The organism is Streptococcus porcinus (assembly GCF_901542335.1).
Classification (GTDB): Bacteria; Bacillota; Bacilli; order Lactobacillales; family Streptococcaceae; genus Streptococcus; species Streptococcus porcinus_A.
The window spans coordinates 1566867-1590931 of record NZ_LR594036.1 but is presented as its reverse complement, the minus strand read 5'-3'; the positions used below and the strand labels follow the sequence as shown (position 1 = coordinate 1590931).

24 protein-coding genes and 1 pseudogene are annotated in these 24065 nt (G+C 34.9%); 22 read left to right on the top strand and 3 right to left on the bottom strand.

The annotated features are described in order from the left end of the window. The first annotated feature begins 7 nt into the window (after positions 1-7). The 14 genes and pseudogenes from FGK96_RS07675 (at position 8) to FGK96_RS07610 (ending at position 13548) form a co-directional block, all read left to right on the top strand. Positions 8-1957 carry a virulence factor gene (locus tag FGK96_RS07675; protein WP_138082822.1) on the top strand — a complete coding sequence of 650 codons (1950 nt, stop codon included), beginning with the start codon at positions 8-10 and terminating at the stop codon, positions 1955-1957. A gap of 12 nt (positions 1958-1969) precedes the next feature. After that, a complete protein-coding gene (locus FGK96_RS07670; protein WP_138082820.1) occupies positions 1970-2236 on the top strand; it encodes a hypothetical protein in 267 nt (88 codons plus the stop codon). Between the two features lie 14 nt (positions 2237-2250). Continuing rightward, positions 2251-3573 (top strand): glucosaminidase domain-containing protein, encoded by a 1323-nt coding sequence (locus FGK96_RS07665; protein ID WP_138082818.1) that lies wholly within the window; start codon positions 2251-2253, stop codon positions 3571-3573. A gap of 164 nt (positions 3574-3737) precedes the next feature. Continuing rightward, the gene (locus tag FGK96_RS07660) at positions 3738-4163 is read left to right on the top strand and encodes a hypothetical protein (RefSeq protein ID WP_232045811.1); all 426 of its coding nucleotides are present in this window, start codon (positions 3738-3740) and stop codon (positions 4161-4163) included. A gap of 148 nt (positions 4164-4311) precedes the next feature. Continuing rightward, positions 4312-5109: a ParA family protein gene (locus FGK96_RS07655; protein ID WP_138082814.1), complete on the top strand. Its 798-nt coding sequence runs from the start codon at positions 4312-4314 to the stop codon at positions 5107-5109. 62 nt (positions 5110-5171) lie between these two features. After that, positions 5172-5399 carry a hypothetical protein gene (locus FGK96_RS07650; protein WP_006738579.1) on the top strand — a complete coding sequence of 76 codons (228 nt, stop codon included), beginning with the start codon at positions 5172-5174 and terminating at the stop codon, positions 5397-5399. A gap of 29 nt (positions 5400-5428) precedes the next feature. Next, the gene (locus FGK96_RS07645; protein ID WP_138082812.1) at positions 5429-5737 is read left to right on the top strand and encodes a hypothetical protein; all 309 of its coding nucleotides are present in this window, start codon (positions 5429-5431) and stop codon (positions 5735-5737) included. 100 nt (positions 5738-5837) lie between these two features. Next, positions 5838-7102 (top strand): annotated as a pseudogene (locus tag FGK96_RS07640) (ISLre2 family transposase). Between the two features lie 443 nt (positions 7103-7545). Further along, a complete protein-coding gene (locus FGK96_RS07635; protein WP_138082810.1) occupies positions 7546-8262 on the top strand; it encodes a YebC/PmpR family DNA-binding transcriptional regulator in 717 nt (238 codons plus the stop codon). Positions 8263-8394: 132 nt separating this feature from the next. Continuing rightward, on the top strand, positions 8395-9222 hold the full coding sequence (locus FGK96_RS07630) for an amino acid ABC transporter substrate-binding protein (protein ID WP_138082808.1): 828 nt from the start codon (positions 8395-8397) through the stop codon (positions 9220-9222). A gap of 252 nt (positions 9223-9474) precedes the next feature. Next, positions 9475-10320: a MetQ/NlpA family ABC transporter substrate-binding protein gene (locus FGK96_RS07625; protein ID WP_138082806.1), complete on the top strand. Its 846-nt coding sequence runs from the start codon at positions 9475-9477 to the stop codon at positions 10318-10320. A gap of 104 nt (positions 10321-10424) precedes the next feature. Next, the gene (locus FGK96_RS07620) at positions 10425-11798 is read left to right on the top strand and encodes a M20/M25/M40 family metallo-hydrolase (protein WP_138082804.1); all 1374 of its coding nucleotides are present in this window, start codon (positions 10425-10427) and stop codon (positions 11796-11798) included. Beyond that, positions 11791-12855: a methionine ABC transporter ATP-binding protein gene (locus FGK96_RS07615; RefSeq protein ID WP_138082802.1), complete on the top strand. Its 1065-nt coding sequence runs from the start codon at positions 11791-11793 to the stop codon at positions 12853-12855. Before FGK96_RS07620 ends, FGK96_RS07615 begins: the two co-directional genes overlap by 8 nt. Then, positions 12856-13548 carry a methionine ABC transporter permease gene (locus FGK96_RS07610; protein ID WP_138082800.1) on the top strand — a complete coding sequence of 231 codons (693 nt, stop codon included), beginning with the start codon at positions 12856-12858 and terminating at the stop codon, positions 13546-13548. 45 nt (positions 13549-13593) lie between these two features. Here the strand turns inward: FGK96_RS07610 and ktrA are convergent, their stop codons facing one another. The 3 genes from ktrA to rsmG form a co-directional block, all read right to left on the bottom strand. Continuing rightward, positions 13594-14265, bottom strand: a complete 672-nt coding sequence (ktrA, locus tag FGK96_RS07605) for a potassium uptake transporter gating subunit KtrA (protein ID WP_003083332.1) — start codon at positions 14263-14265, stop codon at positions 13594-13596. A 16-nt stretch (positions 14266-14281) separates the two neighbouring features. Continuing rightward, a complete protein-coding gene (gene ktrB / locus FGK96_RS07600; protein WP_138082796.1) occupies positions 14282-15658 on the bottom strand; it encodes a potassium uptake transporter channel subunit KtrB in 1377 nt (458 codons plus the stop codon). Between the two features lie 84 nt (positions 15659-15742). After that, on the bottom strand, positions 15743-16456 hold the full coding sequence (gene rsmG / locus FGK96_RS07595) for a 16S rRNA (guanine(527)-N(7))-methyltransferase RsmG (protein WP_138082794.1): 714 nt from the start codon (positions 16454-16456) through the stop codon (positions 15743-15745). A 148-nt stretch (positions 16457-16604) separates the two neighbouring features. Between rsmG and FGK96_RS07590 the strand changes: the two genes are divergently transcribed. From FGK96_RS07590 to dnaI, 8 genes are all read left to right on the top strand, one after another. After that, positions 16605-17159 carry a LemA family protein gene (locus FGK96_RS07590; protein WP_138082792.1) on the top strand — a complete coding sequence of 185 codons (555 nt, stop codon included), beginning with the start codon at positions 16605-16607 and terminating at the stop codon, positions 17157-17159. Between the two features lie 33 nt (positions 17160-17192). Further along, positions 17193-18089, top strand: a complete 897-nt coding sequence (gene htpX, locus FGK96_RS07585) for a zinc metalloprotease HtpX (RefSeq protein WP_138082790.1) — start codon at positions 17193-17195, stop codon at positions 18087-18089. Between the two features lie 195 nt (positions 18090-18284). Continuing rightward, positions 18285-18818: a YceD family protein gene (locus FGK96_RS07580; protein WP_138082788.1), complete on the top strand. Its 534-nt coding sequence runs from the start codon at positions 18285-18287 to the stop codon at positions 18816-18818. A 217-nt stretch (positions 18819-19035) separates the two neighbouring features. After that, entirely contained in the window at positions 19036-19722 is a 687-nt protein-coding gene (gene covR / locus FGK96_RS07575) for a two-component system response regulator CovR (RefSeq protein ID WP_138082786.1), read from the top strand. 9 nt (positions 19723-19731) lie between these two features. After that, on the top strand, positions 19732-21213 hold the full coding sequence (locus FGK96_RS07570; RefSeq protein ID WP_138082784.1) for a HAMP domain-containing sensor histidine kinase: 1482 nt from the start codon (positions 19732-19734) through the stop codon (positions 21211-21213). A gap of 223 nt (positions 21214-21436) precedes the next feature. Beyond that, complete coding sequence (nrdR, locus tag FGK96_RS07565) at positions 21437-21931, top strand: transcriptional regulator NrdR (RefSeq protein WP_003084743.1); 495 nt, start codon at positions 21437-21439, stop codon at positions 21929-21931. Continuing rightward, positions 21918-23105 (top strand): DnaD domain protein, encoded by a 1188-nt coding sequence (locus FGK96_RS07560; RefSeq protein WP_138082782.1) that lies wholly within the window; start codon positions 21918-21920, stop codon positions 23103-23105. The genes nrdR and FGK96_RS07560 overlap by 14 nt, the downstream gene beginning before the upstream one ends. After that, positions 23106-24008 carry a primosomal protein DnaI gene (gene dnaI / locus FGK96_RS07555; protein ID WP_138082780.1) on the top strand — a complete coding sequence of 301 codons (903 nt, stop codon included), beginning with the start codon at positions 23106-23108 and terminating at the stop codon, positions 24006-24008. Positions 24009-24065 lie beyond the last annotated feature (57 nt).

The following is a 24065-nucleotide window of genomic DNA, read 5'->3' as shown; positions in this document are numbered from 1 at the left end:
AGATAATATGCCAGATTTATCAAAGAAAAAGCAACGTCAATTGAGAGCAGACGGCTATGACTTGGAATTTATTAGTAAAATACAGCCACAAGGCAACGTTGATTTTGAAAAGCATGATCGTTATTGGACGAGCGGAGATGGCTACCATACAGTACTTCACTACTATGAATATCCTTCCAAAGATTTAGATCGATTTTGGCTATCTGACTTATTACAAATACCAGGAACTAGGGCTTTCTTAGCTAGTTATCGGGAAAATAATTCAGTTCTAAAAAGTGTTATTGCTGACTCAATCGAGGAGAAGTCTACACGTATAACAGGTAATAGTAAAATTACTGCTAACCAAAAAGAACTTGATGAAATTCAGGATCTCCAAGAATTAAATAGAGATATTACCAAAAAAAATATTACGATGCTTGGCTTCTATATTCGAGTCTTTGTCTCTGCATCGACCAAAGAGCAATTGTTCAAAAAAGTTGATGAAATTAAGGATAAAACATCAAGCTATAAATCAACAATTCTTTCAGGTGAATTAGATTTTGAGTATCATTCTACTTTCATACCTGCAGAGTATCAAGTTGACCAGTTAAACCATCGACGTGGAATGCCCATAAGAGCTCATGATCTAGCAGGAGGGTATTTCTTCAATCATACTAAACTGGAAGATGAAAGAGGCTCTTACATGGGCTGGACGCCCACTGGAGGTGCTGTTAATTACAATTTTCTTGAAAGAGATGATCGACGGACACGTTCTTTTATGCTTTTGTCCGGAAATCCGAAAATGGGGCAAAGAACATTTCTCTTAAAGCATACAGATGCCCTTTATGCTAAAGGAAATTTTATTCGTAATTTTGATGCAAACGGAAGTTTTACAAATCAGACCAATCAACAATTTGGCCAAGTGTTAGACCTTTCAGGTGGTAATAATAGGATTAATATCTTACAGATTTTTCCTACAGTAACAGAACAAAACGGAATAGATGTTGATGAAGAGAAATCTTATAAACTTCATATTCAAAAGTTAAAAAACTTCCTAAAACTTTTGAATGAAGATATCACTAGCGACGATTTAACAACCTTTGGTCGAGTACTCAATGAATTTTATATTGAGAATGATTTATGGTTTAGAAATCCTACTCTACATAAACATGAGTTAAGAGCAACAAAATTAAACAGGGAAGAATATCCAATTATTTCAGATTTGGTTCTTTATTTAGCAGATTGGAAAGGACGCCTGGAGAGACAGAAAACTCCAAATAAAATTGAGCTAAAAGCTATTAACCGTATTTATAATACTTTTGATGAACTAATCACCTCTAATGGAGATATGTTTGAAGGAACGACTGAATTCAAAGACATCTCTTCAGAACAGGTCGTTACTTTTAATTTTGCGGGTCTAAAATCTTCCCCAAATCTCCTTAACGCTCAGATATTATCTGTTTTATCACTTGTTTCAGCTGATATTTTAAATAACAGTAAAAAATGTCAACAACTTCGACGAGAAAATCCATCTCTTTCTGAAATGGATATGTTGCATTATATCGTTAATATCAGTGATGCCCAAACACTTATCAATCCAAAGTTTGAAAGTAGTGTTACCTTACTTGCTGATATCATCGACTCAATGGGGGATAACTATGCAGGCGTTGTACTATCTGTTAATTCTTTGCAAGGATTGTTGTTTGAAGAAGGGGCAGGTTCCCATAAAGACCCCTACATTTTAGCTGTGAAGCGAATATTCGGATTGATGCAGTATCGTGTTTTTGCTCAAACCGACGAAACGAGTATTCCTTTACTAGCAAATGCTTTAGCAGGATCAATGAATCAATCAGAATTGGAGACATTACCTAGATTATCTCGTGGTCAACTTTTTATGAATATCGCAGGTGTCGGTAATATTGTTTTTAATCAACAGCTACTTCAGAGTGAAAATGTACGTTATGGTGGAATAGAATAGTGGAGAAAAAACATGAAAAATCAAAATTTAAATGATTACAAGTTAGGCTACTTCGAGAGAAAAAAACAAGCGGTTAAGGAATATATTCTAATCCGAAAAATACGTGCTAAACAAGAACGTGAGTACTTTTCTTCTGAAGGAGATTCTGATCCTAAAAGGTTAGAGGCTCAGCGACAACGTGACATTGAGTTTCTTCAGAGCTTAAAAAAGTTAGGTATTTGGGTGATTATCTTCTTAATATTTTATGCTATTTTAAGAACTGTCCTCGGACTTTGGTAGAAGAGAGGTAGTAAGTGAAAAAAGTTAGTCAGTTTAAACTTTTTCTTGTACTCTCTGTCATTTTCTCAGTTATTGTCGTCATAGTGATGTTAGGAGCTGCATTAACAGGGGCAATATCCAATAAGCCTAAAAGTGATTGTACGCCTGAAACAGCTGTTACAGCCCCTTCAAACGGTTCTGTCTCTTCAGCTAATACTTCGATAGATTCGTTTGTAAAAGAACATCAAGATGCTTATATTAAGTCCTGGAAGGTAGGAGGATTTTTACCTTCAGCATCAATTGCTCAAACGATGATTGAAGTCTCATTTTCATTAAGTGTTCCTTCATTTGCACAAGCTCATAATATGGGTGGTGTTAAATGGTCTGGAGTGAGTTCATATACTAAGACAATTGAACTTTTTGGATCTGATGCTGTTAAAAGTAGTGGACCTGGAACTAGTGTTGGAGACAATACTGGAGGGGGATATACTTGGTTTAGAGATTTTGATGCAGGAATAGTCGGTAAAGCTGAATTTATGAGCCGTCAATCTCTCTACAATAAAGCAATTAATAATATTGATGGTGTCAGCACTCTAAGTGCGATTGCAGATGGTGGATGGGCAACTGATCCAAGTTATAAAGTCAAACTCATTGAGATCTATAATTCTTTAGGAAAGAAATATAAATGGTTAGATGAAAAGGCCATTGCGGAATATGGTGAGAAACCAGTAGATATAAATAAGTTAGATAAACCATCAAGTCAAACGTCAAGTGAAGATTCTATTTCTACTGTTAATGAAGTTGATCAAGAATGTAATGAAGAGAGTAGTACAGAGTCTGCTAGCGACGGAACGGGCTTAGTATCTTCAGATGCTAAAGCATGGGGTTATAAACCTGATGAACTACCAGCTAGTTTAAAAAAATATGCTATTGATCCAACAAAACTTGGACTTAATTATGGTGGCGGAGCAGGCTGGGTTGAACACTCAGGACAATGTGTTGATTTAACTGAGAGTCTAGGTAATAAAATTTGGGGAGGAAGTGGCATTACTGTAGCGGATGGTTGGCAACAAGCTTATGCCTGGGCCAGAAAGTTTGGGAATGATGTTAAACACAAAGCTAAGGCAGGAGCAATTTTTTCTACGGGTATCTCAGCACCAGGTCATACAGGAATCGTATGTCATGTTTTCCAAGATGGTTCAGTTCTTGTTATTGAACAAAACACTCCATTATCAGGAATTACTTATTATGGTAAAAGAGATACTTGGAATTATAGAATATTTTCTGTATCACAGCAAAAAGCGGATAATATGAAGTTTGCCTATCCTGATAATAAAAATCCTAAACTCGGTAATTAGAAAGGTAAAGCATGTTAAATTGGATTAAACAAAATAAAATTTTAACATTATTAACTCTTTTCTTGTTAGTAGCATCATTCTATGCTGTTTACAAGCAAATAGATAATTATAATCCACAAAGTAAAAAGCCAAAACACTTAGTGGTCAGAAAAAAAGGAGAAGATATGAAAGAGGAAACAACAAATGAAAAGAATTATCGTAAGGCAAAACTTAAACTAGAGCATCCTTATAGCCCTGTAAAAGAAGATATAAGAGCTTCTGCTTTGCCGATTGTTGAGAGTGCACTAAGTACCATTCAGAAGTCTAAAAAGGTAACTGACACTACAGGGACTTATGATAATCATTTATCGATGACTGATAATCCAATGATTCAAACAGTTGCAATTGCAATGCTTATTAACCACAATACTTACCAGGCAGATCGAATTGAGATTTTAGAATCAGATAGTGATGATGTGGTACAGGTTCTAATACCACTAACAAAACAAGGTGCTGATAATGTTTACTTTGTTGCAAATTATAATTTGACTGTTCAGCAGTTACAGATTGCCGATTATGTCGGTGGACCTATTGGTGGTACATTTGGATAATAAAAGGAGATGGAGAATAGCTAGTTATTGAACTGGCTATTTATTTTATGAACATATACATATACATGTTTACAAACATATTTAATCGTGTTATTATGTATATAGATATAAACATATACATGTATATAAAATAGAAAGAGGATCTGTTATGAAGATTATGAGTTTTGAAGCAATCAAAGGTGGTGTTGGTAAAACAACTTTAGCCTATAATTACGGTGAGTGGTTAGCTAGTCAAGGAAAGAAAGTATTATTCATTGATTTTGACTTTCAATGTAACCTGACTCAAACGTATAGAATTTATCAATCAGAAAATACAGTAGCTAATATCTTTGTAGGAGGTAAGGTGGATATTATTTCAATTAAAGAAAATATTGATCTAATACCTGGTTATATGAAATTAGATCGTATTGAAAAAGATCTTAGTCAAGATGAAAACAAAAACATGTATATGTATATGTGGTTAGATGATAACTATTACTCTCGTGATCTCGAAGCCTACGACTATATTATTTTTGATTGTAGACCAGATTTTTCAGTTGCGACAAAGAATGCGACTATTGTAAGTCACATAGTATGGAGCCCACTAACACCTAGTAAGTACGGATATGAAGCAAAATACAATATTGAAACACAGATGAATGACTTAAAGGTAAAGGCCATTAATTTTTCAACTCGAAAGAGTTATGTGACAGCAAAGTTAGTCTTTATTGCAAATATGATTAAGCATAATACTAAATCATCTCGTGAACTAATCAAAATTTTAGAAGAAGATGGAAATATTGATTTGATTATTCCCTACAAGGAACTATTTAATACGTCGACACTTGAATATTTACCAATTTCGGATATGATGACTCTGAAAAAATACTCAGAGCATAAGAGTTTCTTTGATAAAATCAATAAAGTCTTTTCTCAGATGACTTCAACAATAGATAGATTAGTGTAAGGATTTGTGATACAATATATTCATAAACATAAACATGTATATATCTATGAAAGGAATTTAGTATGGCTTTTATAAAAGATCAAAGTGAAATGACCAAAACATTGAGAGAAACTCTCAATAAAGAAAATAAAACAAAAATTCAAAATGATGAAGAGGCATTATTTGAGAGAAAGAAAAATTATCAATTTATGTTGAAACCATCAAATAGGGAAAAGCTACGACAATTGGCGACTGAATCAGGTAAACGTTCAGACTCTGCATTCTTAGATGATTTAATTGAAAATCTATAAGTTTTAGTCATAAAGGAAGAAGGTTCGAAATGGTTATTATTAATTTCAAAACGTTATGGCGTTTAGTCGGTATTTTCTTAGCTTTAGTGAGCTACCAATTGTTTTATGACAAATTTGGAATTGCTTTATCATTTATGTTAGTGTTAGGGGTATTAAGTTTAGTCTTCTATCCAAAAGCTTTAATTATTATTGGAGTATTTAGTACAGGAGTTTATTTCAGTAGAGGATTTTCATTTATTCCCGAGCTACTAATTAATGGTGTGCTATTGTTGCCAATTACAGTACTTGCTTATGGATTCCTTCAAACAGAGATATCTAGATATAAAAAAAATCGTTGAAAAAGAGCTAATATTTAGTTCTTTTTTTCTGCATTGAAATCTATTTCATTTCTTTATAGAATAACTATTATCGATTAAAAAATGAAATTAGAGGAATAACATGGAAGTCATTCAAGAGTCATCTATTCGGGAACAATTTAAGTCTAATAACAATACCTGGTTTCAAAATTTCATTAATGAGTATGATAATAAGATGGAAGCAACAATGAAAAACAAAGGCTATAGATGCATTCATTCCATGGAACGAACTGTCATTTTCACATTTGGAGAATTTACATTCAGACGTAAGCGCTGGAAAAAAGGAAGTAAGTGGGTAGTTCCTGTTGATACTATGTTAGGTCTCGAGAAAAATACACGTTACTCACTTGAATTTATGTACCAAGTAGCTTGCCTATCTACGCTAATGTCCTATGATATGGTTGTCAAAGCAATTGATTTAGTTTACCAAGTATCAATAACAAAGCCTTCAGTAGTTAAAGCAGTTAAAATGTGTGGAGAGTTGATCAATGAAAAAAATAATTATCGCTACTTTAATGAGTACAAACCTAAAGAGTCAATTGATATCCTGTATATTGAGGGAGACGGTGTAATGGTCAAGGCTCGAGAAAATGGTAGTGATAATAAAAATTTTGATTTGTCTCATTTCGTTTTACACACTGGTAGTTATGAAGAATATAAAAATAGATACAAATTAGATAATAAAAAAGAGTTTATTTCTATGAAGAATTCCTCAGCAAGGGAACAGTTAATTGATTATATCTACAATACTTATCAAATAACTACAAAGACAATTTTAGTGACAAATTCAGACGGTGGTCATGGTTATACTCCGTACATTTTTAAAGAGCTTGCGAAAGACTTGAATGTGAAGTATCATGAGCACTTCTGGGACGAATACCATGTTAATAAATTAGTCAAAGAATACTATAAAGAAATGCCTATCACCCTTCTTGAAAAAGTTTTTAAGGCCTTAAAAAAACACTCTAAGAGTGAGTTAGAGATGGTCCTAGATACTACAGAAAGCATTCTTACAAGTGAAGTCGAGGAAGAAAAATTTTCGATATTCAAAAGAAAACTCCTAAATAACTTTCAATATCTTAAGCCTGCTAAGTTTAGAGGATTAAAGCCACAAGGAATTGGCATTATGGAAAGTCAGCATCGAAAAGTAACCTATAGAATGAAAAAACGGGGGATGTACTGGAGCAAGAGGGGAGCTAGTACAATGAGTCAAATGATTGTGTTGTCTTACGAAGGAAAACTTCATGATCTTTTTTTTGGTCCTTGGAGAAAAGAATATGAGCCGTATAAAGAAATTATCAATTGCCTAAGTTAGCTTTAAATGCGACATATCGATATAAAAAGTAACATCTTTTAAGTAAAATAAAAAAGCGCCATTAAAAGGGCTTATTTGTCTTACATTTTTCTTAAAAAAGCTTGTTATTCCTATACTAGTGTGCTATAATTAAGGAAATTTAATCGAATAAAAGAAGCGCAGTGGCGGTAACCACTACGCTTTACCGAGTAAGACCTATTTCAACGCCCCTTACTCAGTCTTTATCATATGATACAGGATAACACCGAATCTGTCAAGACTGAGCAAAGGAAAATTTGTTCAGTCTTTTTTAAAAAGAAACTCGGTAGGTTCTCCTTAATAGATAATTGACGATTCTAAAAAATTCTTCCACATACGCTCCTTATTTTCCATTTTACCAAATCACCTCAAAGTGCTATAATAATAGAGTTAATGAGATAGCTCGGCTATTTTACAAAGAGCTTTAAAAAATAATACTTATCGCGAGGAGAAACTAATGGGACGTAAATGGGCCAATATTGTTGCCAAAAAAACTGCTAAAGATGGTGCTACTTCGAAGGTTTATGCTAAGTTTGGGGTAGAAATCTACGTTGCTGCTAAACAAGGAGATCCCGATCCAGAATCAAATTCAGCACTCAAATTTGTTATCGACCGTGCTAAACAGGCTCAAGTTCCAAAGCATGTTATTGATAAAGCTATTGATAAAGCTAAGGGTAACACAGATGAAACCTTTGTTGAAGGTCGTTATGAAGGTTTTGGACCAAATGGTTCAATGATCATTGTCGATACTTTGACTTCAAATGTTAATCGGACTGCAGCAAATGTTCGTACTGCCTATGGTAAGAATGGTGGAAACATGGGGGCCTCAGGGTCTGTCTCTTATATGTTTGATAAAAAAGGTGTTATTGTATTTGCAGGTGAGGATGCGGATGCTATCTTTGAACTACTCTTAGAAGCAGATGTTGAAGTTGATGATGTTGAAGCAGAAGAAGGAACAATCACGGTCTATACCGCTCCAACTGATTTGCATAAAGGAATCCAAGCTCTTCGTGATTCAGGTATTTCAGAATTCCAAGTTACTGAATTAGAGATGATTCCACAAAGTGAAGTTACTCTTGAGGGCGAAGACCTTGAGAAGTTTGAAAAATTAGTGGACGCTTTGGAAGCTGATGATGATGTTCAAAAAGTATACCATAACGTTGCTGACTTCTAAGTCAGATCATAATCAAAAGGGCTGTAGAGCTCTTTTTTGATACGCTTTTTTTATCAGAGTGATAAAGAATAAATATTGGTAGGAAAAGGACAAAGGTGATAGAATATGAAATAACACTAAAGGAGTAAACTAATGATAAAAGGTAAAAAAGCTGCTTTTTTAAGCATGACAGTACTTGTCGGAACAGTTTTAGTAGCTTGTAGTAGTAATAAAACAACTGGCGCCAATGATAAAGAAACAATAACTTTTGCAACTGTTGGAACGACAGCGCCCTTTTCTTATGAAAAATCAGGTCAGCTAACAGGCTATGATGTTGAGGTTGCTAAAGCAGTCTTTAAAGATTCTAGTAAATATAAAGTTAACTTTAAGAAAACAGAGTGGTCTTCTATCTTTACCGGACTAGATTCAAGTAAATATCAAATAGCTGGGAATAATATCAGTTATACAAAGGAAAGAGCTTCAAAATATCTCTTTTCTTATCCAACTGGGACAACTCCATCTGTTTTGGTTGTTCCAAAAGATAGTGATATCAAATCTTATGCAGATATAAAAAACCATTCAACACAAGTTGTTCAAGGGACAACGACTGCAGCCCAATTGGAAGATTTCAACAAAAAGAACAATTCGGCTCAAGTTAAGTTGAAATATACTAACGAAAATATCACTCAAATGTTGTCAAATTTAAGTGAGGGTAAAGCTGATTTTAAAATTTTTGATGCTCCTACGGTTAATGCGATTATAAAAAATCAGGGCCTTGATAATCTTAAAACGATTCCATTAGAAAGTAAAGAGCAGCCATATATTTACTTTATTTTTGGTCAAGATCAAAAGGACTTACAAACTTTTGTAAACAAACGACTTAAAGCACTAGAAAAAGATGGTACTCTGACTAAGTTGGCTAAGGCTCATCTCGGAGGAGATTACGCGCCTACAGCTAAACAACTTAATCTACCAAAATAATAAAGTAACTTTAAAGTAGTTTCTTATACAAGCTAAGCAATTATTGTTGATCAGTAGTTGCTTTTTGTGTTTATAAATCTTTGTTTTAGAACACTACTTTGAAAACAGTTATCTATAAAATCATGTTTCTGTAGTTAGAACTATCAAGGATATAGTTTTAAACTATATATATAATTAAAATATATCAATTTGCAAACTATATCTCAATTAGTTAGAATAACTATATTACTAATTTGAAATGGGGAACAATTCATGTTACATAAAAAAATAATCACTTTTGTAGGTATTCTACTAACTTCAACGGTATTAGTTGCATGTGGAAATGCTAAAACAGATAAAAATACGCTTACTGTAGGAGTTATGACTAAAACAACTTCGGATGACGCTAGGTGGAAGAAAGTTGAGGACTTACTTAAAAAAGATGGTATTAAGTTAAAATATAAAGAATTTACAGATTACTCACAACCTAATAAAGCTGTAGCTAATGGTGAAGTTGATATCAATGCTTTTCAACATTATAACTTTTTGACTAACTGGAATAAGGAAAACAAAGAAAATTTAGTGGCAATTGCTGAAACCTATATTAGTCCTATTCATCTATTCTCTGGAACAACCCAAAAAGGAAAGGTAAAGTACAAATCAGTTAGTGAATTGCCAAAAGGTGGACAAATTGCGGTGCCAAATGACGCGACAAATGAGAGCCGTGCCCTCTATGTTTTACAAGCAGCAGGTTTAATTAAGTTAGATGTTTCTGGTGATCAATTAGCAACAATTGCTAATATTACTGAAAATAAAAAGGATTTAGATATTAAGGAACTTGATGCAAGTCAGACTGCGCGGGCTATTTCATCAGCTGATGCTGCAATTGTGAATAATAGTTATGCAGTACCAGCTAAAATTGATTTTAAAACCTCTTTATATAAAGAGAAAATTGATAAAAATTCCAAACAATGGATTAATATCTTAGCAGGTAAAAAAGATTGGAAATCATCCAATAAAGCAGCAGCAATTAAAAAGTTAGTTAAGGCATATCATACTGATGACTTGAAGAAAGTTGTCGAAAAAACGTCCAAGGGAATTGATGTACCAGTTTGGTAATGGTTGTAAGATGAGGCTGGGATGATTATCCTTAGCCTCTATCCTATTTTTGGAATAAACTAAAAAGCACAATAATATTAGAATGTTAGAAGGTTGGGTGACAAATGGATAATCAAGGTATTAAAAGTTTTGATAAACACTTATGGCATGATGCAACTATTCAAACCCATCTTGAAGAATTAAGACAGCTAATAGCTATTAAATCGATATACGCTCAAAGCATAGGCTTAAAGGATGCAGCTACCTATTTAGGAAAGATTTTTGAAAAGGCTGGAGCTCAAGTTACTATTGATCAAAGTTATAAAGCCCCCTTTGTAATTGCTGAATTTAAAAGTCCCTTTCCTGAGGCAAAGATGCTCATTTTTTATAACCATTATGATACTGTACCAGCAGATGATGACCAAAAGTGGACGGCTGATCCCTTTACTTTGGATATTCGAGATGATATTATGTACGGACGTGGTGTTGATGATGATAAGGGGCATATTTTAGCTCGGTTAACAGCTGTTAGTAGATATTTAGGAGAGCATTCAGTACTGCCCTTGAATATAACTTTCATTATTGAAGGCGCAGAGGAATCTGCCTCTGTTGATTTGGAAAACTATTTAGTAAAGTACAAGGACAAGTTAGTAGATGCTGATCTTTTAATATGGGAACAAGGCATCCGAAACCAGTCTAATCAGTTAGAATTAACTGGAGGTAATAAAGGTATTTTGACCTTTGATATGTCGGTTACTAGTGCAGTAAGAGATATCCATTCGAAGTTTGGTGGAGTTGTTGATTCTGCCACTTGGTATTTGCTTGAAGCTATTTCAAGCTTGCGCGATAAGGAGGGAACCCTTTTAGTAGATGGTATTTCTGAGAAGATTATACCTGTAAATCAAAGAGAGCTTGATTTAGTCGTTCACTATTCTACAGAAAATGGAGACATATTGCAGAACCTTTATGGATTGAGGTTGCCACTTTTACAATCTGAAAAAGAAGCATTTTTGAAGCGCTATTATTTCCAACCTTCTGTTACTATCCAAGGGATTTCTTCTGGCTATTTAGGAGCTGGAGTAAAGACGATTATTCCGGCCCATGCTAGTGCTAAGATGGAAGTTCGTTTGGTTCCAGGTTTAGATCCCTATCATGTCTTTGAAGCTATTAAAAAACATTTGCAAAAACAAGGCTTCGCAAATGTCGATCTAACCTATACGCTTGGAGAAAAGAGCTATCGAAGTGATTTAACTAATCCAGAGGTTCTTAGGTTAATCAGCACGGTTGAAAATAATTATCCTCATGGTGTTTGTTTACTACCGACCTCTGCAGGAACGGGCCCTATGCATACTGTCTTTGAAGCTTTAGGGGTACCGATGGTTTCTTTAGGACTTGGTAATGCTAATAGTTCAGATCATTCAGGTGATGAAAATGTTTTAATTTCAGATTATTTACGCCATATTATATTAATTGAGGAGTTTATTAAAAGTTATGAATAAAGCAATGGTGCAGTTGAATCATATCGCTATTACTTTCCAACAGGGTAAGAAGCAAATTGAGGCTGTCAAGGATGTATCAGTAACTATTAACGAGGGAGATATTTACGGAATTGTTGGTTACTCTGGTGCAGGGAAGTCAACTTTAGTTCGTGTTATTAATTTATTACAGGTTCCTTCAGCTGGTCAAATTCATATTGATGGGGACTTAACTTATAAAGACGGCAAAGTTATCTTATCCAGTAAGGGGTTGCGGGAGAAGCGTCGTGAAATAGGAATGATTTTTCAGCATTTTAATTTGATGGCTCAAAAAACGGCTAAAGAAAATGTAGCCTTTGCGTTACGTCATTCTAGCTTGAGTAAAATAGAAGTGGAAAAGAAAGTTACTCATTTGTTGGAAATGGTAGGGTTGAGTGATCGTGCTGATAATTACCCTTCACAATTATCTGGTGGACAAAAACAACGGGTAGCTATTGCTCGTGCATTAGCAAATGATCCTAAAATTTTGATCTCTGATGAGGCAACTTCGGCTTTAGACCCTAAAACGACAAAACAAATATTAGCTCTCTTACAAGACTTAAATAAAAGATTGGGTCTCACTATTGTCATGATTACTCATGAGATGCAAATTGTTAAAGATATCTGTAATCGCGTTGCAGTCATGCAGAATGGTTCTTTGATTGAAGAGGGGTCGGTTTTAGACATTTTTTCAAATCCCAAACAAGCCCTAACACAAGAGTTTATCCGGACAGCAACTGGTATTGATGAAGCTTTAGGGAAAATCAACCAGCAAGAAATTGTTAAGCAATTGCCCAAAGATGCATTATTGGCACAACTTAAATATGCTGGTACGTCAACAGATGAACCAATATTGAACCAAATATATAGAGATTACGAAGTAACTGCTAATATTTTATATGGGAATATTGAAATCTTAGATCAGACTCCTGTTGGTGAAATGATTTTGGTTTTAGAAGGCGATGCTAAAAACCTTGGATTAGCAGAAGAAGCACTAGCAAAAGCTGGTGTTGACTTAACGATATTAAAGAGAGGAAAATAAATGTCAAGTATCATTCAAACTTATTTACCAAATGTTTATCAACTAGGCTGGTCTGGTGATGCTGGCTGGGGCCTAGCGATTTGGAATACCATCTACATGACTATTGTCCCATTCATTGTTGGAGGGAGTATTGGGCTCTTTTTAGGACTTCTCTTAGTTTTAATGGGGCCAGGCGGTGTGATTGAAAATAAGGCAGTTTCCTGGATTTTGGATAAAGTGACATCTATTTTTCGAGCGATTCCTTTTATTATATTAATTGCTATCTTAGCAAGCTTCACTTATTTGGTAATGGGAACAATTCTTGGTGCTAATGCAGCACTTGTTCCTTTAACTTTTGCGACATTTCCGTTTTTTGCTCGTCAAGTTCAAGTTGTCTTTTCAGAACTTGATAAGGGAGTTATTGAAGCAGCACAGGCTTCAGGAGCAACTTTTTGGGATATTGTTCGTGTTTATCTTAGTGAGGGATTACCAGATTTGATTCGTGTTTCGACGGTGACTTTAATTTCACTGGTTGGAGAGACAGCAATGGCGGGAGCTATTGGAGCTGGTGGTCTGGGAAATGTTGCTATTTCTTATGGATATAATAGATTCAATAATGATGTGACTTGGGTAGCGACGTTACTGATACTATTTCTTATTTTTAGTATACAATTCACTGGCGATCGTCTAACAAGATATTTTAGTCATAAGTAAAAGAGTAGACCTCAATCAGGTCTACTCTTTATATTCATATAAAAGTTATTTTAAGTAACCAAGGTAATCAAATTTTTCAAAAGTATGATTATTGGCAATTGCAACGAGGATAGTATTTGGCTCAAGCGGAGCAGTAGGATTAACATTTGGATCTAAGGAACTTTCTTTCTCGTGTCTAGTGCCAATAATGTTCAATTCATACTTTTGTCTAACATCTAACTCCGTTAAGGTTTTTCCCACCCAGGATTCGGGGATAGCAAAATTTATCATTGAAATACCATGCTCGAGGTAGATAATGCTTTCGATATGACATTTTAGAATGTTTGAGGCAACTCTTTTACCAGAGTCACGTTCAGGAGTGATAACATTTGTCGCACCGATACCATAGAGGACTTCCTCATGGATTTTATTTTTGGCTTTCGCAATAATAGCAGGAACTTCAAGTTTTTTACAATGCATAATTGCTAGAACTGACGCTTCAAGATTATTTCCCGTGGCAATAACGACAGTGTCACATTGGTCAATTCCAACGGCTAATAAAAAATCATTATCGGTCATATCACCGACAGCGGCCTTTGTGACAAGATTGCCAATTTCATTAACATTGGCCTCACTTTTATCAATAGCAATCACGTCTTGATCAAACTGACTCAACTGTCTAGCTACTGTTCTCCCAAAAATGCCTAAGCCTAATACACCTATAGTTTTACGTTTCATAATTTATTCTCCTGTCTTATCCTACTAAAATATCTGTGGTTGCATATCGGATTGTTTTTTCTTTTCTTTGAATTAAGCTCAGTAAAAAAGTAATAGGCCCTACACGTCCAATAAACATTAAGAACATAATGATGACCCTACCTGGTGTAGATAATTTTGGAGTAATATCCATTGTAACCCCAACGGTATCAATTGCTGAAACTGCTTCAAAAAGTAGGGCGACAGGATCTAAAGTAGGTTCTACGCTGAGTAGAAGGGTATAGCCAATGATAAATACTGACATAAAGAAGATTAAAACAGACATTGTTTGTTTTACGGTTCGACTAGTGATAATCCGATTTTGGAATGTTACTTGGGATTGTCCAGAAAGCTCTGCTTTTAAAAGTAAAATAGTAATGGCTACAGTTGTTACTTTGATACCTCCCGCAGTTCCTCCAGGAGCCCCACCAATAACCATTTGAATCATGTAAAGAAAATTTGTTGGTGCTAACGTGTCTAGGTAGGATAAAGTAGCAAAGCCAGCAGTCCGCATCGTTACGGTTTGAAAAAAGCTAACCATCAGTTGTTCTATGAAGGTGTAATTAGCAATTGTTTTAGGATTATCTTTTTCCAAAAACCAGGTTAATAAAGTTCCTAAGACTAAGATAAGGCCAGTGGTTTGAAGTACTAGTCTAGTTTGATTGGATAGTTTTCGGTAAAATAAACCATGACATTTTGGTTTTTCAACGAAATAGCGTCTCAAGTTTTCCGTGACATCGTGCCAGACAGCAAAACCAATTCCTCCGAAGATGATCAGAGCAGAGATAACAAAATTAATTGTTGGGTTGAGAACAAAATCTTTTAGGCTAGAGCTCCCCAAATTATCAAAACCGGCATTGCAGAAAGCAGAGACAGCTAAAAAAACACTATTGAATAGACCATTTTTCCAACCAAAACGAGGAACGAATTCAATTGCGATAATTGCACATGCGAGCATTTCGATGATAAAGGTAATCTTATAAGCAAAGAAAAGAAAATCTTTTAAGTTTTTACTATCTTTTCGGTTTAAGGCAGACTGTAGTAAGGTATGGCCAGACAAATCCATTTTACGCTTTAAAGCAAAGGTACTAAAAGCAATAAAACTTACTAGCCCAAGTCCTCCAATTTGCATGAGACAAATAACAATCGTTTGACCTAGGCCGTTATAAGCTTCGGAAACAGGTATGACTGATAGGCCCGTTACACACACCATGGATACAACATTGAATAGATGATCTAAAAAAGTAGCTTGATGGGCACTTGGGGAGTGTGTCAAAGGCGAAGACAGCAGGGTGGTGCCGATTAGAATAACAGAAGCAAAACTTAGGGTCAATTTTTGTGTGACCGTCCAAGTTCTGATAGGTGGTAGTCTCATAAGTCCTCCTTAAAGTATCCCTTTCATCTTATCAAAAATTAATCAAAAAAGCCAAATCTTAAAAATAATTTAGCTTTATTCTTTTTAAAGTGGTTTTTTATTTGGTATCCCAGCTTTACGTGGGTATTTATTAGGTGTTTCTTTTTTCTTTTCAACAATGGTCATGTACCGATCGTCACCATTTGGTAATTGATAATGGTGGTTGCTAACTACTTGTGAAAAGAGAAGGTGAAGTGCCCTGCGGGCATCATCTAACTCTTGGTCAGCAGCTTGCGCTTTGAGGGCGATGAGTTGTCCTCCAACTTTTAGGAAAGGGATTGTTAACTCTGACAGAATTTGCATTCTGGCTACGGCACGTGCTGTAACTAAGTCGTATTTAGAGCGAAAGTCCTTATCTTGACCAAAATCTTCTGCTCTGCCATGATAAAAAGTCACTCCATCTAAGCCTAGTTCCTGAGTTAAATGGGCTAAGAAGGTAATCCGCTTGTTTAAAGAGTCGATGATAGTTACTTGCAGTTGTGGAAAGATAATTTTCATAGGAAGGCTTGGAAAGCCTGCTCCGGCGCCGATATCTAGGAGTTGAATAGGCTGATTAGGAATATAACCTTGCAAGATAGGAGCAATAGAATCGTAGAAATGTTTTAGGTAGACATCATTTTTTTCAGTAATTGCTGTTAAATTAATCTTTTGGTTCCACTCAATTAGGGTGTTAAAATAGGTATCAAACTGATCTTTTTGCTTTTGGCTTAGGTTATATCCAGACTTTGCTAACGTTTGGTAAAATTCTTCTGGGGTCATTGTTTTCCTTCAATTTTTGATTTTTTTCTATTCTAACATAATTATAGTGATAAACAAATGCTTAAGAAGAAAGTCTCTACAACATTGATAGTTGCTATTCGGCTGAAAATTGCTATAATTAAGTCAGTAGATAAAAAGGAGAAATACTATGACATTTGTAATTATTTTAGTCCTTATAGCGCTCTTAGCCCTTTGGTTAATGTCTAGCTATAATAGTCTTGTTAAAAGCAGGATGCATACCAAGGAAGCTTGGAGTCAAATCGATGTTCAATTAAAAAGAAGGAACGATTTAATTCCTAACTTGATTGAAACCGTGAAAGGATATGCTGCTTATGAAGAAAAAACCTTTCAGAAAATCACAGAACTTCGTTCACAGGTTGCCCACGCTTCAACGCCCGCAGCAACTATGGAAGCTTCAAATGAACTAACTAAACAAGTTGCAAGCTTGATAGCAGTAGCTGAGAACTATCCAGATTTAAAGGCCAATACTAATTTCTTGAAGTTACAAGATGAATTGACTAATACTGAAAATAAAATTTCTTACTCACGTCAATTGTTTAATACAACAACATCTAATTACAATATGAAATTAGAAACTTTTCCAAGCAACCTTGTAGCGAAAATGTTTGGGTTTAAACCAAGTGAATTTCTGCAAACACCTGATGAAGAAAAAGCAGTTCCAAAAGTGGAATTTAATTTCTAAGGTAGCTAAAATCTGTTTTTAGAAGGGGAGAAGATGCTCTATCAACAAATTTCTCATAATAAGCGACGCACAGTTATTCTCATTATCGCCTTTTTCTTCCTATTAACAGCAATAGGTGCTGCCGCAGGCTATTTATTGGCTAGGTCATATCAGTTGGGTATAGTTATCGCGCTGATTGTTGGCTCTATTTATGCTTTTAGTATGATTTTTCAATCCACAGCTGTAGTTATGAGTATGAATAATGCAAGGGAAATTACGGTTGATGAGGCTCCTGACTTTTTTCACATTGTTGAGGATATGGCAATGGTTGCCCAGATACCGATGCCAAAAGTTTACATTATCGATGATCCTTCTTTAAATGCTTTTGCTACAGGATCAAGTCCTCAAAACGCAGCAGTAGCTGCAACAAGTGGTTTGTTGCAAGTTATGAATCGCGAGGAATTAGAGGGAGTTATTGGGCATGAAATTAGTCACATCCGTAACTACGATATTCGAATTTCAACAATTGCAGTTGCTTTAGCAAGTGCAATTGCTCTAATTTCCAGCATTGGTAGCCATATGATGTGGTATGGAGGTGGTAGTAGAAGTCGTGATGATGACCGAGATGATAGTGCTTTAGGAATATTTCTGTTACTCTTTTCCTTTTTGTCACTGATATTGGCCCCAATAGTAGCTTCACTTGTCCAATTGGCTATTTCTAGACAAAGGGAATACTTAGCTGATGCAAGTTCAGTTGAATTAACACGTAATCCTGAAGGTATGATTAAAGCTTTGCAAAAATTACAAGATTCTCAACCATTATCTAGTCCCATAGATAGTGCGAGTGCGGCCCTCTACATTAATGAACCACGTAAAAAAGAAGATGTTTCGAATTTATTCAGTACACATCCTCCTATCGAAGATCGAATTGAGCGATTGCGTCATATGTGAGAGTTTAAGGAAACCTTAAGCTCTTCTTTTTATACTAAGATAGTATTAAGTTTTCTGTTTATATTATTATAAATAGGTTTAGGTAAAAGGACCCCTGTCTTTTGAAGCGATAAAAAAAGCACTTTTTTACAGAAATACATTGACAAATTGTTAAAATAATAGTAAAAATAAATGAGAGTATTATTAGGAGATCCTATGTTAAACATTTCAGAAATCAAGAAAAAACAAGAACCAATTTCATTTGACCACTATTTGGAGATAAAGAAAAGTCTCATAGAACGTGATCCATCGATTATTGATATCAAGGATGTTCACGTGGTTGGCACAGTCAGTTATGATGATGGTCTTTACCATTTAAATTATCAATTAAGCTATTCATTGACTTTACCTTCTAGTCGTTCCATGGAACCAGTTGAAAGATTAGAAAACCAGTCGATACAGGAATTTTTCGCAGAAGAAGGAGCTGTTAAAGACATGGGGGATAAGATTGATGAAAGCCTAGTATTGATTTTAGAAGATGATAGCATTGATTTAGAAGTGAGTGCTATTGATAACATATTATTATCGATTCCATTACAAATCTTAACTGACAAAGAATTAGAGTCGGATGAAATGCCTTCTGGTAATGATTGGGAAGTTTTAACAGAGGATCAGTTTCAAGCTTTACAAGCTGAAAAGAAAAAAGGGAACAATCCTTTTGCAAGTTTAGATGGCTTGTTTGATGAATAAAACTGACTATTTAAGGAAATTGTAATTTTTTGTTGCTAAATAAAGCTGTCTTTGATATACTCTATACAGTATCTGATTAGTCAAAAAGAGGGTTTCTTGTAACTCTTTAAAATTCTGAAATACTTTATAGAATCTAGTGGATTACAAAACTCTCAATTAAAAAAGGAAAACCGACTATTAAAGCTTGTTTAGAAGATAGAAGGGAAAAGGAAAATATATGACAAAGAAAATTCTAATTGTGGAAGATGAAAAAAATCTCGCACGGTTTGTCTCACTTGAACTTCAACATGAAGGTTACGAGGTGACAGTAGAAGTAAACGGTCGTGAAGGCCTAGAAACAGCGTTAGAAAAAGATTTTGATTTAATTTTACTAGATTTAATGCTTCCAGAAATGGACGGTTTTGAGGTTACTCGTCGTCTTCAAACAGAGAAAACTACCTATATCATGATGATGACTGCACGTGATTCTATTATGGACGTCGTGGCAGGTCTCGATCGCGGTGCAGATGATTATATTGTCAAACCATTCGCTATTGAAGAGTTGTTAGCCCGTATTCGGGCAATTTTCCGCCGTCAAGATATTGAAACTGAAAAGAAAGCACCTAATCAAGGTGTTTATCGCGATCTAGTTTTGAACCCTCAAAATAGATCCGTGAACCGTGGCGATGATGAAATTTCACTAACAAAACGTGAGTATGATCTCTTGAATATCCTTATGACAAATATGAATCGTGTCATGACTCGAGAAGAGTTGCTTTCTAATGTTTGGAAATATGATGAAGCCGTTGAAACAAATGTTGTGGATGTTTACGTTCGTTATCTTCGTGGCAAAATTGACATGCCTGGTCGTGAATCTTATATCCAGACTGTTCGTGGCATGGGTTATGTTATCCGCGAAAAATAGTTATAGCTTATGAAAAATCGGAAAGTAAGAAAATATAAAAGATCATTACCTAAACGCTTGTCTAGCTTATTCTTTGTTTTGTTTTTCTGTATTTTTTCTGCATTTACAATGGTTGCTTACTATTCTACTGATTATTTTTTAGTAAAAAAAGAAACCCAAGCAATCACTCATACTAGTGATTTAGTTAGAGTTCGTCTGTCCAAGGTGAACTCTAATTTTTCATTTGATAATTTAGCAAATGTACTCTATACAAATCATAAAGCAAATTTAAAGATTGCATCTGAAAAAGGACTTGAACTGATTCGAAGTCGTCGTGACTTGACGAATATTTTAGATACCAAACAAGAAATTTATATCTATAATACAGATAAAAAAATGATTTTCACGACTGATGAATCTGAATTTTCCTATGACTTAGTTGGTCCATTGAATAAAGTTTTTAAAGATGAAGTTGAAGGAGAGTACCGAGGGTTCTCTCTTATCAAAAAGGTTTACTCGAATCGCAGTGGCAAACTAGTCGGTTACGTTCAAATTTATCAAGATTTAGAAGACTACTATGTTATTAGAGCTCGCTTGCTCTTATGGTTGATTTTTGTGGAATTGTTTGGCACTAGTCTGGCATATGTCATTATTTATATTTCAACGCGGAAATTTCTTGAACCTTTAAACAATCTTCATGATGTCATGCGAAATATTTCTGAAAATCCAAATAATCTAAATCTAAGATCGCGGATTAGGTCTGGAGATGAAATCGAAGAATTATCAGGAATCTTTGATACCATGTTAGATAAAGTTGAAAGTTATACGAAGCTACAGTCTCGGTTCATCAGTGATGTAAGTCACGAGCTTCGTACTCCAGTTGCTATTATTAAAGGGCATATTGGACTGCTACAACGTTGGGGGAAGGAAGATGAAGAGATTTTAGAGGAGAGTCTTTCAGCAACGGCACACGAAGCGGATCGTATGGCAATTATGATTAATGATATGTTAGATATGATACGAGTTCAAGGAAGTTTTGAAGGTCATCAAAAGGATACAATGGTTTTAGAGGCTTCAATTGAAACCGTTATTGGGAATTTCCGTGTTCTGAGAGAAGACTTTATTTTCAATTGGGAACCAAGAACAAAAGAGACCCTTGCTTGTATCTATAAAAATCATTTCGAGCAGGCTCTAATGATTCTGATTGATAATGCCATTAAGTACTCTCGGGTTGAAAAGAAGATTTCTCTTGACTTAGAGACTGATGGTAAACAAGCTATTGTAAAAGTTTCTGACCGAGGTGAAGGGATCTCTAATGAAGATATTAAGCATATTTTTGAACGTTTTTATCGTAGCGACAAATCTCGAAACCGGACTAGTACTCAGGCTGGTTTAGGTATTGGCTTATCAATTCTAGAACAAATTGTAGAAGGTTACGATTTGAAGATGGAAGTTAAGAGTGAGCTGAACAAAGGCTCAACCTTTATCATTTACATACCATTAGCAGACTAACTCAAGGACTTCTCTTCTTAAAACAATTTTTCAGAAATGGATGAGTTAGTTGTGAAAAATAAAAATTGTCGTAAGCGGGTTATCGTTAAGATAGCTCGTTTTATGTTTTCTCTAACTTTAAAGGCCTATATACCTATATAATAGTGGGACAGATACTTTTGTTATCTTATAATTTATGATAAAATAGGATACTAGATTAATTTGATAGAATTGGGGTGTTTGCGTGCGTTGTCCAAAGTGTAATTATAATAAATCCAGTGTTATCGATAGCCGACAAGCTGAAGACGGTAATACGATTAGACGTCGAAGAGAGTGTGAAAAATGTCATACACGTTTTACTACTTTTGAGCGCTTAGAAGAACTCCCACTTTTAGTCATTAAAAAAGACGGGACAAGAGAGCAATTTTCCCGGGATAAAATCCTAAATGGTGTGGTTCAAAGTGCTCAAAAACGCCCAGTTTCAAGTACTGATATCGAAAATTTGATTTCTAGAATTGAGCAAAAAGTTAGAGCTGATTATGAGAACGAAGTGTCAAGTACCTCTATTGGTAATTTGGTGATGGAAGAGTTAGCTGAACTAGATGAGATTACTTATGTTCGTTTTGCCAGTGTCTATAAAAGCTTTAAAGATGTTGATGAGATTGAAGCGCTGCTGCAACAAATCACATCCCGTGTTCGTGGGAAGAAAAAGAGTAATGTGACAGATGAAACCTATTGATACCTACTATTATCTGAAACGGAATAAGGTTTCTTATAATGCCAACAGTTTAATTCAGCTTTATTATCCCATTATTGGTAGTGATGCTTTAGTGGTTTATCAGTATTTAACACATTTTTTTGACGATGGGAAACGTGAACATAAATATAGTGAAATTCTCAATCATTTGCAATTTGGGATGTCACGTTTAGAAGAAGCTTTGGTTGTCCTCACAGCACTTGACTTAGTAGTTTTGTACCAAGAGGTCAACCATTATCTTATTAAATTGCAACCAGCTTTGGAGTTAGAAGATTTTTTGATTAATCCAATTTATAAACGTTTACTGGAACAGAAAATTGGAGAACTAGCTCTGTCTGAGTTGGAGGTTACCATTCCAAATCAAGCTAGAGATATTTCAAAAAAATTTTCAGATGTGTTTGGAAAAGCACCAGCAGATCTTGACGTAACTCTGAAATCTAAGAAAAATAAGATAGTTTTTGATTTAGATAGCTTTCAACAATTGATGACTCGTGATGGCTTGCAGTTTACTAATGAAAATGAAGATGTTGTAAGACTTTATAGTATCGCCGAAGAATATAAAATGACATGGTTTGATACGTATCAATTAGCCAAGGCAACAGCTGTGAGTGGGAAAATCTCACCAAATCGGATGATTGCTCAGAAAAAACAAATGCTGACCCAACCCTCAAAATCAGAAGAGTTTACTCAGGCAGAACACATTATTATTCGTGAAGCAAAAAAAGACAAGGCTCAGTTATTTTTAGAAAAAATAAAAAAAGCTAAAAGAGCAACGGTGACTGAGGATGAAAAAAATCTTCTCATAAGATTAGCCCAAATGGATTTTTTGGATGAAGTTATTAATATCATGGTTTTATATACCTTTAATAAAACCAATTCAGCTAATCTTCAGAAAAATTATTTGTTGAAAGTTGCCAACGATTTTTCGTACCAAGGAGTGGCAAATGCCGAAGAAGCTATCCTAAAGATGCGTGCATTTGAAGATCGTAAAGGCAAACCAACTACTGCCAAAGCAAAAGCATCTAAAACAAATGTTCCTCAATGGAGTAATCCAGATTATCAAGAAACGACAAGTGCTGAGGAGCAAGAGCAACTTGATAAATTCAAAGCAGAGGCCTTAAAACGCTTAGAAAAATTGAAAAAAGGTGGTGAGTAGATGGAAAAAATTGGAAATACTATGGAAAAATTAGGAAAGCTTAACCGTGTAGATTCTAATCAATTAATTGAAAGGATTTTGGCAGATCCAGAAGTTGCAGCTTTTATCACTTCTCAAGGTCTGAATCAAGACGAAATAACTTTAAGTTTATCCAAATTTAATCAATTTTTACTTGAGCGTCAAAAGTACCAAACAGGTGATCATTCATATATTGCCAAAGGCTACGCACCAATATTGGTTATGAACGAAGGTTATGCAGACGTTTCTTATCAAGAAACAAAAGAATTGGTTGAAGCTAAGGAAAAAGCTGCCATTTCAGATCGTATTAATTTGGTCAATTTACCTAAATCTTATCGTAATATCAACATGACAGATATTGATGTCAATAATGCTAGTCGTATGCAAGCTTTATCTAAGATTCTTGATTTTGTTGAGCAATATCCTAATGTAAGTCAAAAAGGTTTATACCTATATGGTGACATGGGTATTGGAAAATCCTATTTTATGGCAGCTATGGCTAGAGAATTATCAGAACGTAAGGGCGTTTCAACAACTTTGCTTCATTTTCCGACTTTTACCATTGATGTCAAAAATGCCATTTCATCAGGTTCTGTAAAAGATGAAATCGATGCTATAAAAAATGTTCCAGTACTGATTCTAGATGATATAGGGGCAGAACAAGCAACCTCTTGGGTACGTGATGAGGTGTTGCAAGTGATCTTGCAATACCGTATGTTAGAGGAGTTGCCAACTTTTTTCACTTCTAATTATAGCTTGACTGATTTGGAGCGGAAATGGGCGAATATCAAGGGAAATGATGAAACTTGGCAGGCTAAGCGTGTAATGGAAAGAGTCCGCTACTTAGCGCAAGAATTCCACCTTGAAGGAGCTAACCGCCGTTAATTGTTAAAAAAACTAATTAAAGAGAAATTGATAATGGAAACATTACAAGTATAAAGG

What these genes read in the sequence shown, in the direction of transcription:
- FGK96_RS07570 (WP_138082784.1), top strand. Translation starts at nt 19,732, where the DNA reads ATGAAAAATCGGAAAGTAAGAAAATATAAAAGATCATTACCTAAACGC.
- FGK96_RS07660 (WP_232045811.1), top strand. Translation starts at nt 3,738, where the DNA reads ATGAAAGAGGAAACAACAAATGAAAAGAATTATCGTAAGGCAAAACTT.
- FGK96_RS07645 (WP_138082812.1), top strand. Translation starts at nt 5,429, where the DNA reads ATGGTTATTATTAATTTCAAAACGTTATGGCGTTTAGTCGGTATTTTC.
- FGK96_RS07610 (WP_138082800.1), top strand. Translation starts at nt 12,856, where the DNA reads ATGTCAAGTATCATTCAAACTTATTTACCAAATGTTTATCAACTAGGC.
- rsmG (WP_138082794.1), bottom strand. Translation starts at nt 16,456, where the DNA reads ATGACCCCAGAAGAATTTTACCAAACGTTAGCAAAGTCTGGATATAAC.
- FGK96_RS07560 (WP_138082782.1), top strand. Translation starts at nt 21,918, where the DNA reads ATGAAACCTATTGATACCTACTATTATCTGAAACGGAATAAGGTTTCT.
- FGK96_RS07620 (WP_138082804.1), top strand. Translation starts at nt 10,425, where the DNA reads ATGGATAATCAAGGTATTAAAAGTTTTGATAAACACTTATGGCATGAT.
- FGK96_RS07580 (WP_138082788.1), top strand. Translation starts at nt 18,285, where the DNA reads ATGTTAAACATTTCAGAAATCAAGAAAAAACAAGAACCAATTTCATTT.
- ktrB (WP_138082796.1), bottom strand. Translation starts at nt 15,658, where the DNA reads ATGAGACTACCACCTATCAGAACTTGGACGGTCACACAAAAATTGACC.
- ktrA (WP_003083332.1), bottom strand. Translation starts at nt 14,265, where the DNA reads ATGAAACGTAAAACTATAGGTGTATTAGGCTTAGGCATTTTTGGGAGA.
- FGK96_RS07650 (WP_006738579.1), top strand. Translation starts at nt 5,172, where the DNA reads ATGGCTTTTATAAAAGATCAAAGTGAAATGACCAAAACATTGAGAGAA.
- FGK96_RS07630 (WP_138082808.1), top strand. Translation starts at nt 8,395, where the DNA reads ATGATAAAAGGTAAAAAAGCTGCTTTTTTAAGCATGACAGTACTTGTC.
- FGK96_RS07635 (WP_138082810.1), top strand. Translation starts at nt 7,546, where the DNA reads ATGGGACGTAAATGGGCCAATATTGTTGCCAAAAAAACTGCTAAAGAT.
- FGK96_RS07590 (WP_138082792.1), top strand. Translation starts at nt 16,605, where the DNA reads ATGACATTTGTAATTATTTTAGTCCTTATAGCGCTCTTAGCCCTTTGG.
- FGK96_RS07670 (WP_138082820.1), top strand. Translation starts at nt 1,970, where the DNA reads ATGAAAAATCAAAATTTAAATGATTACAAGTTAGGCTACTTCGAGAGA.
- FGK96_RS07675 (WP_138082822.1), top strand. Translation starts at nt 8, where the DNA reads ATGCCAGATTTATCAAAGAAAAAGCAACGTCAATTGAGAGCAGACGGC.
- htpX (WP_138082790.1), top strand. Translation starts at nt 17,193, where the DNA reads ATGCTCTATCAACAAATTTCTCATAATAAGCGACGCACAGTTATTCTC.
- covR (WP_138082786.1), top strand. Translation starts at nt 19,036, where the DNA reads ATGACAAAGAAAATTCTAATTGTGGAAGATGAAAAAAATCTCGCACGG.
- FGK96_RS07655 (WP_138082814.1), top strand. Translation starts at nt 4,312, where the DNA reads ATGAAGATTATGAGTTTTGAAGCAATCAAAGGTGGTGTTGGTAAAACA.
- FGK96_RS07615 (WP_138082802.1), top strand. Translation starts at nt 11,791, where the DNA reads ATGAATAAAGCAATGGTGCAGTTGAATCATATCGCTATTACTTTCCAA.
- dnaI (WP_138082780.1), top strand. Translation starts at nt 23,106, where the DNA reads ATGGAAAAAATTGGAAATACTATGGAAAAATTAGGAAAGCTTAACCGT.
- FGK96_RS07625 (WP_138082806.1), top strand. Translation starts at nt 9,475, where the DNA reads ATGTTACATAAAAAAATAATCACTTTTGTAGGTATTCTACTAACTTCA.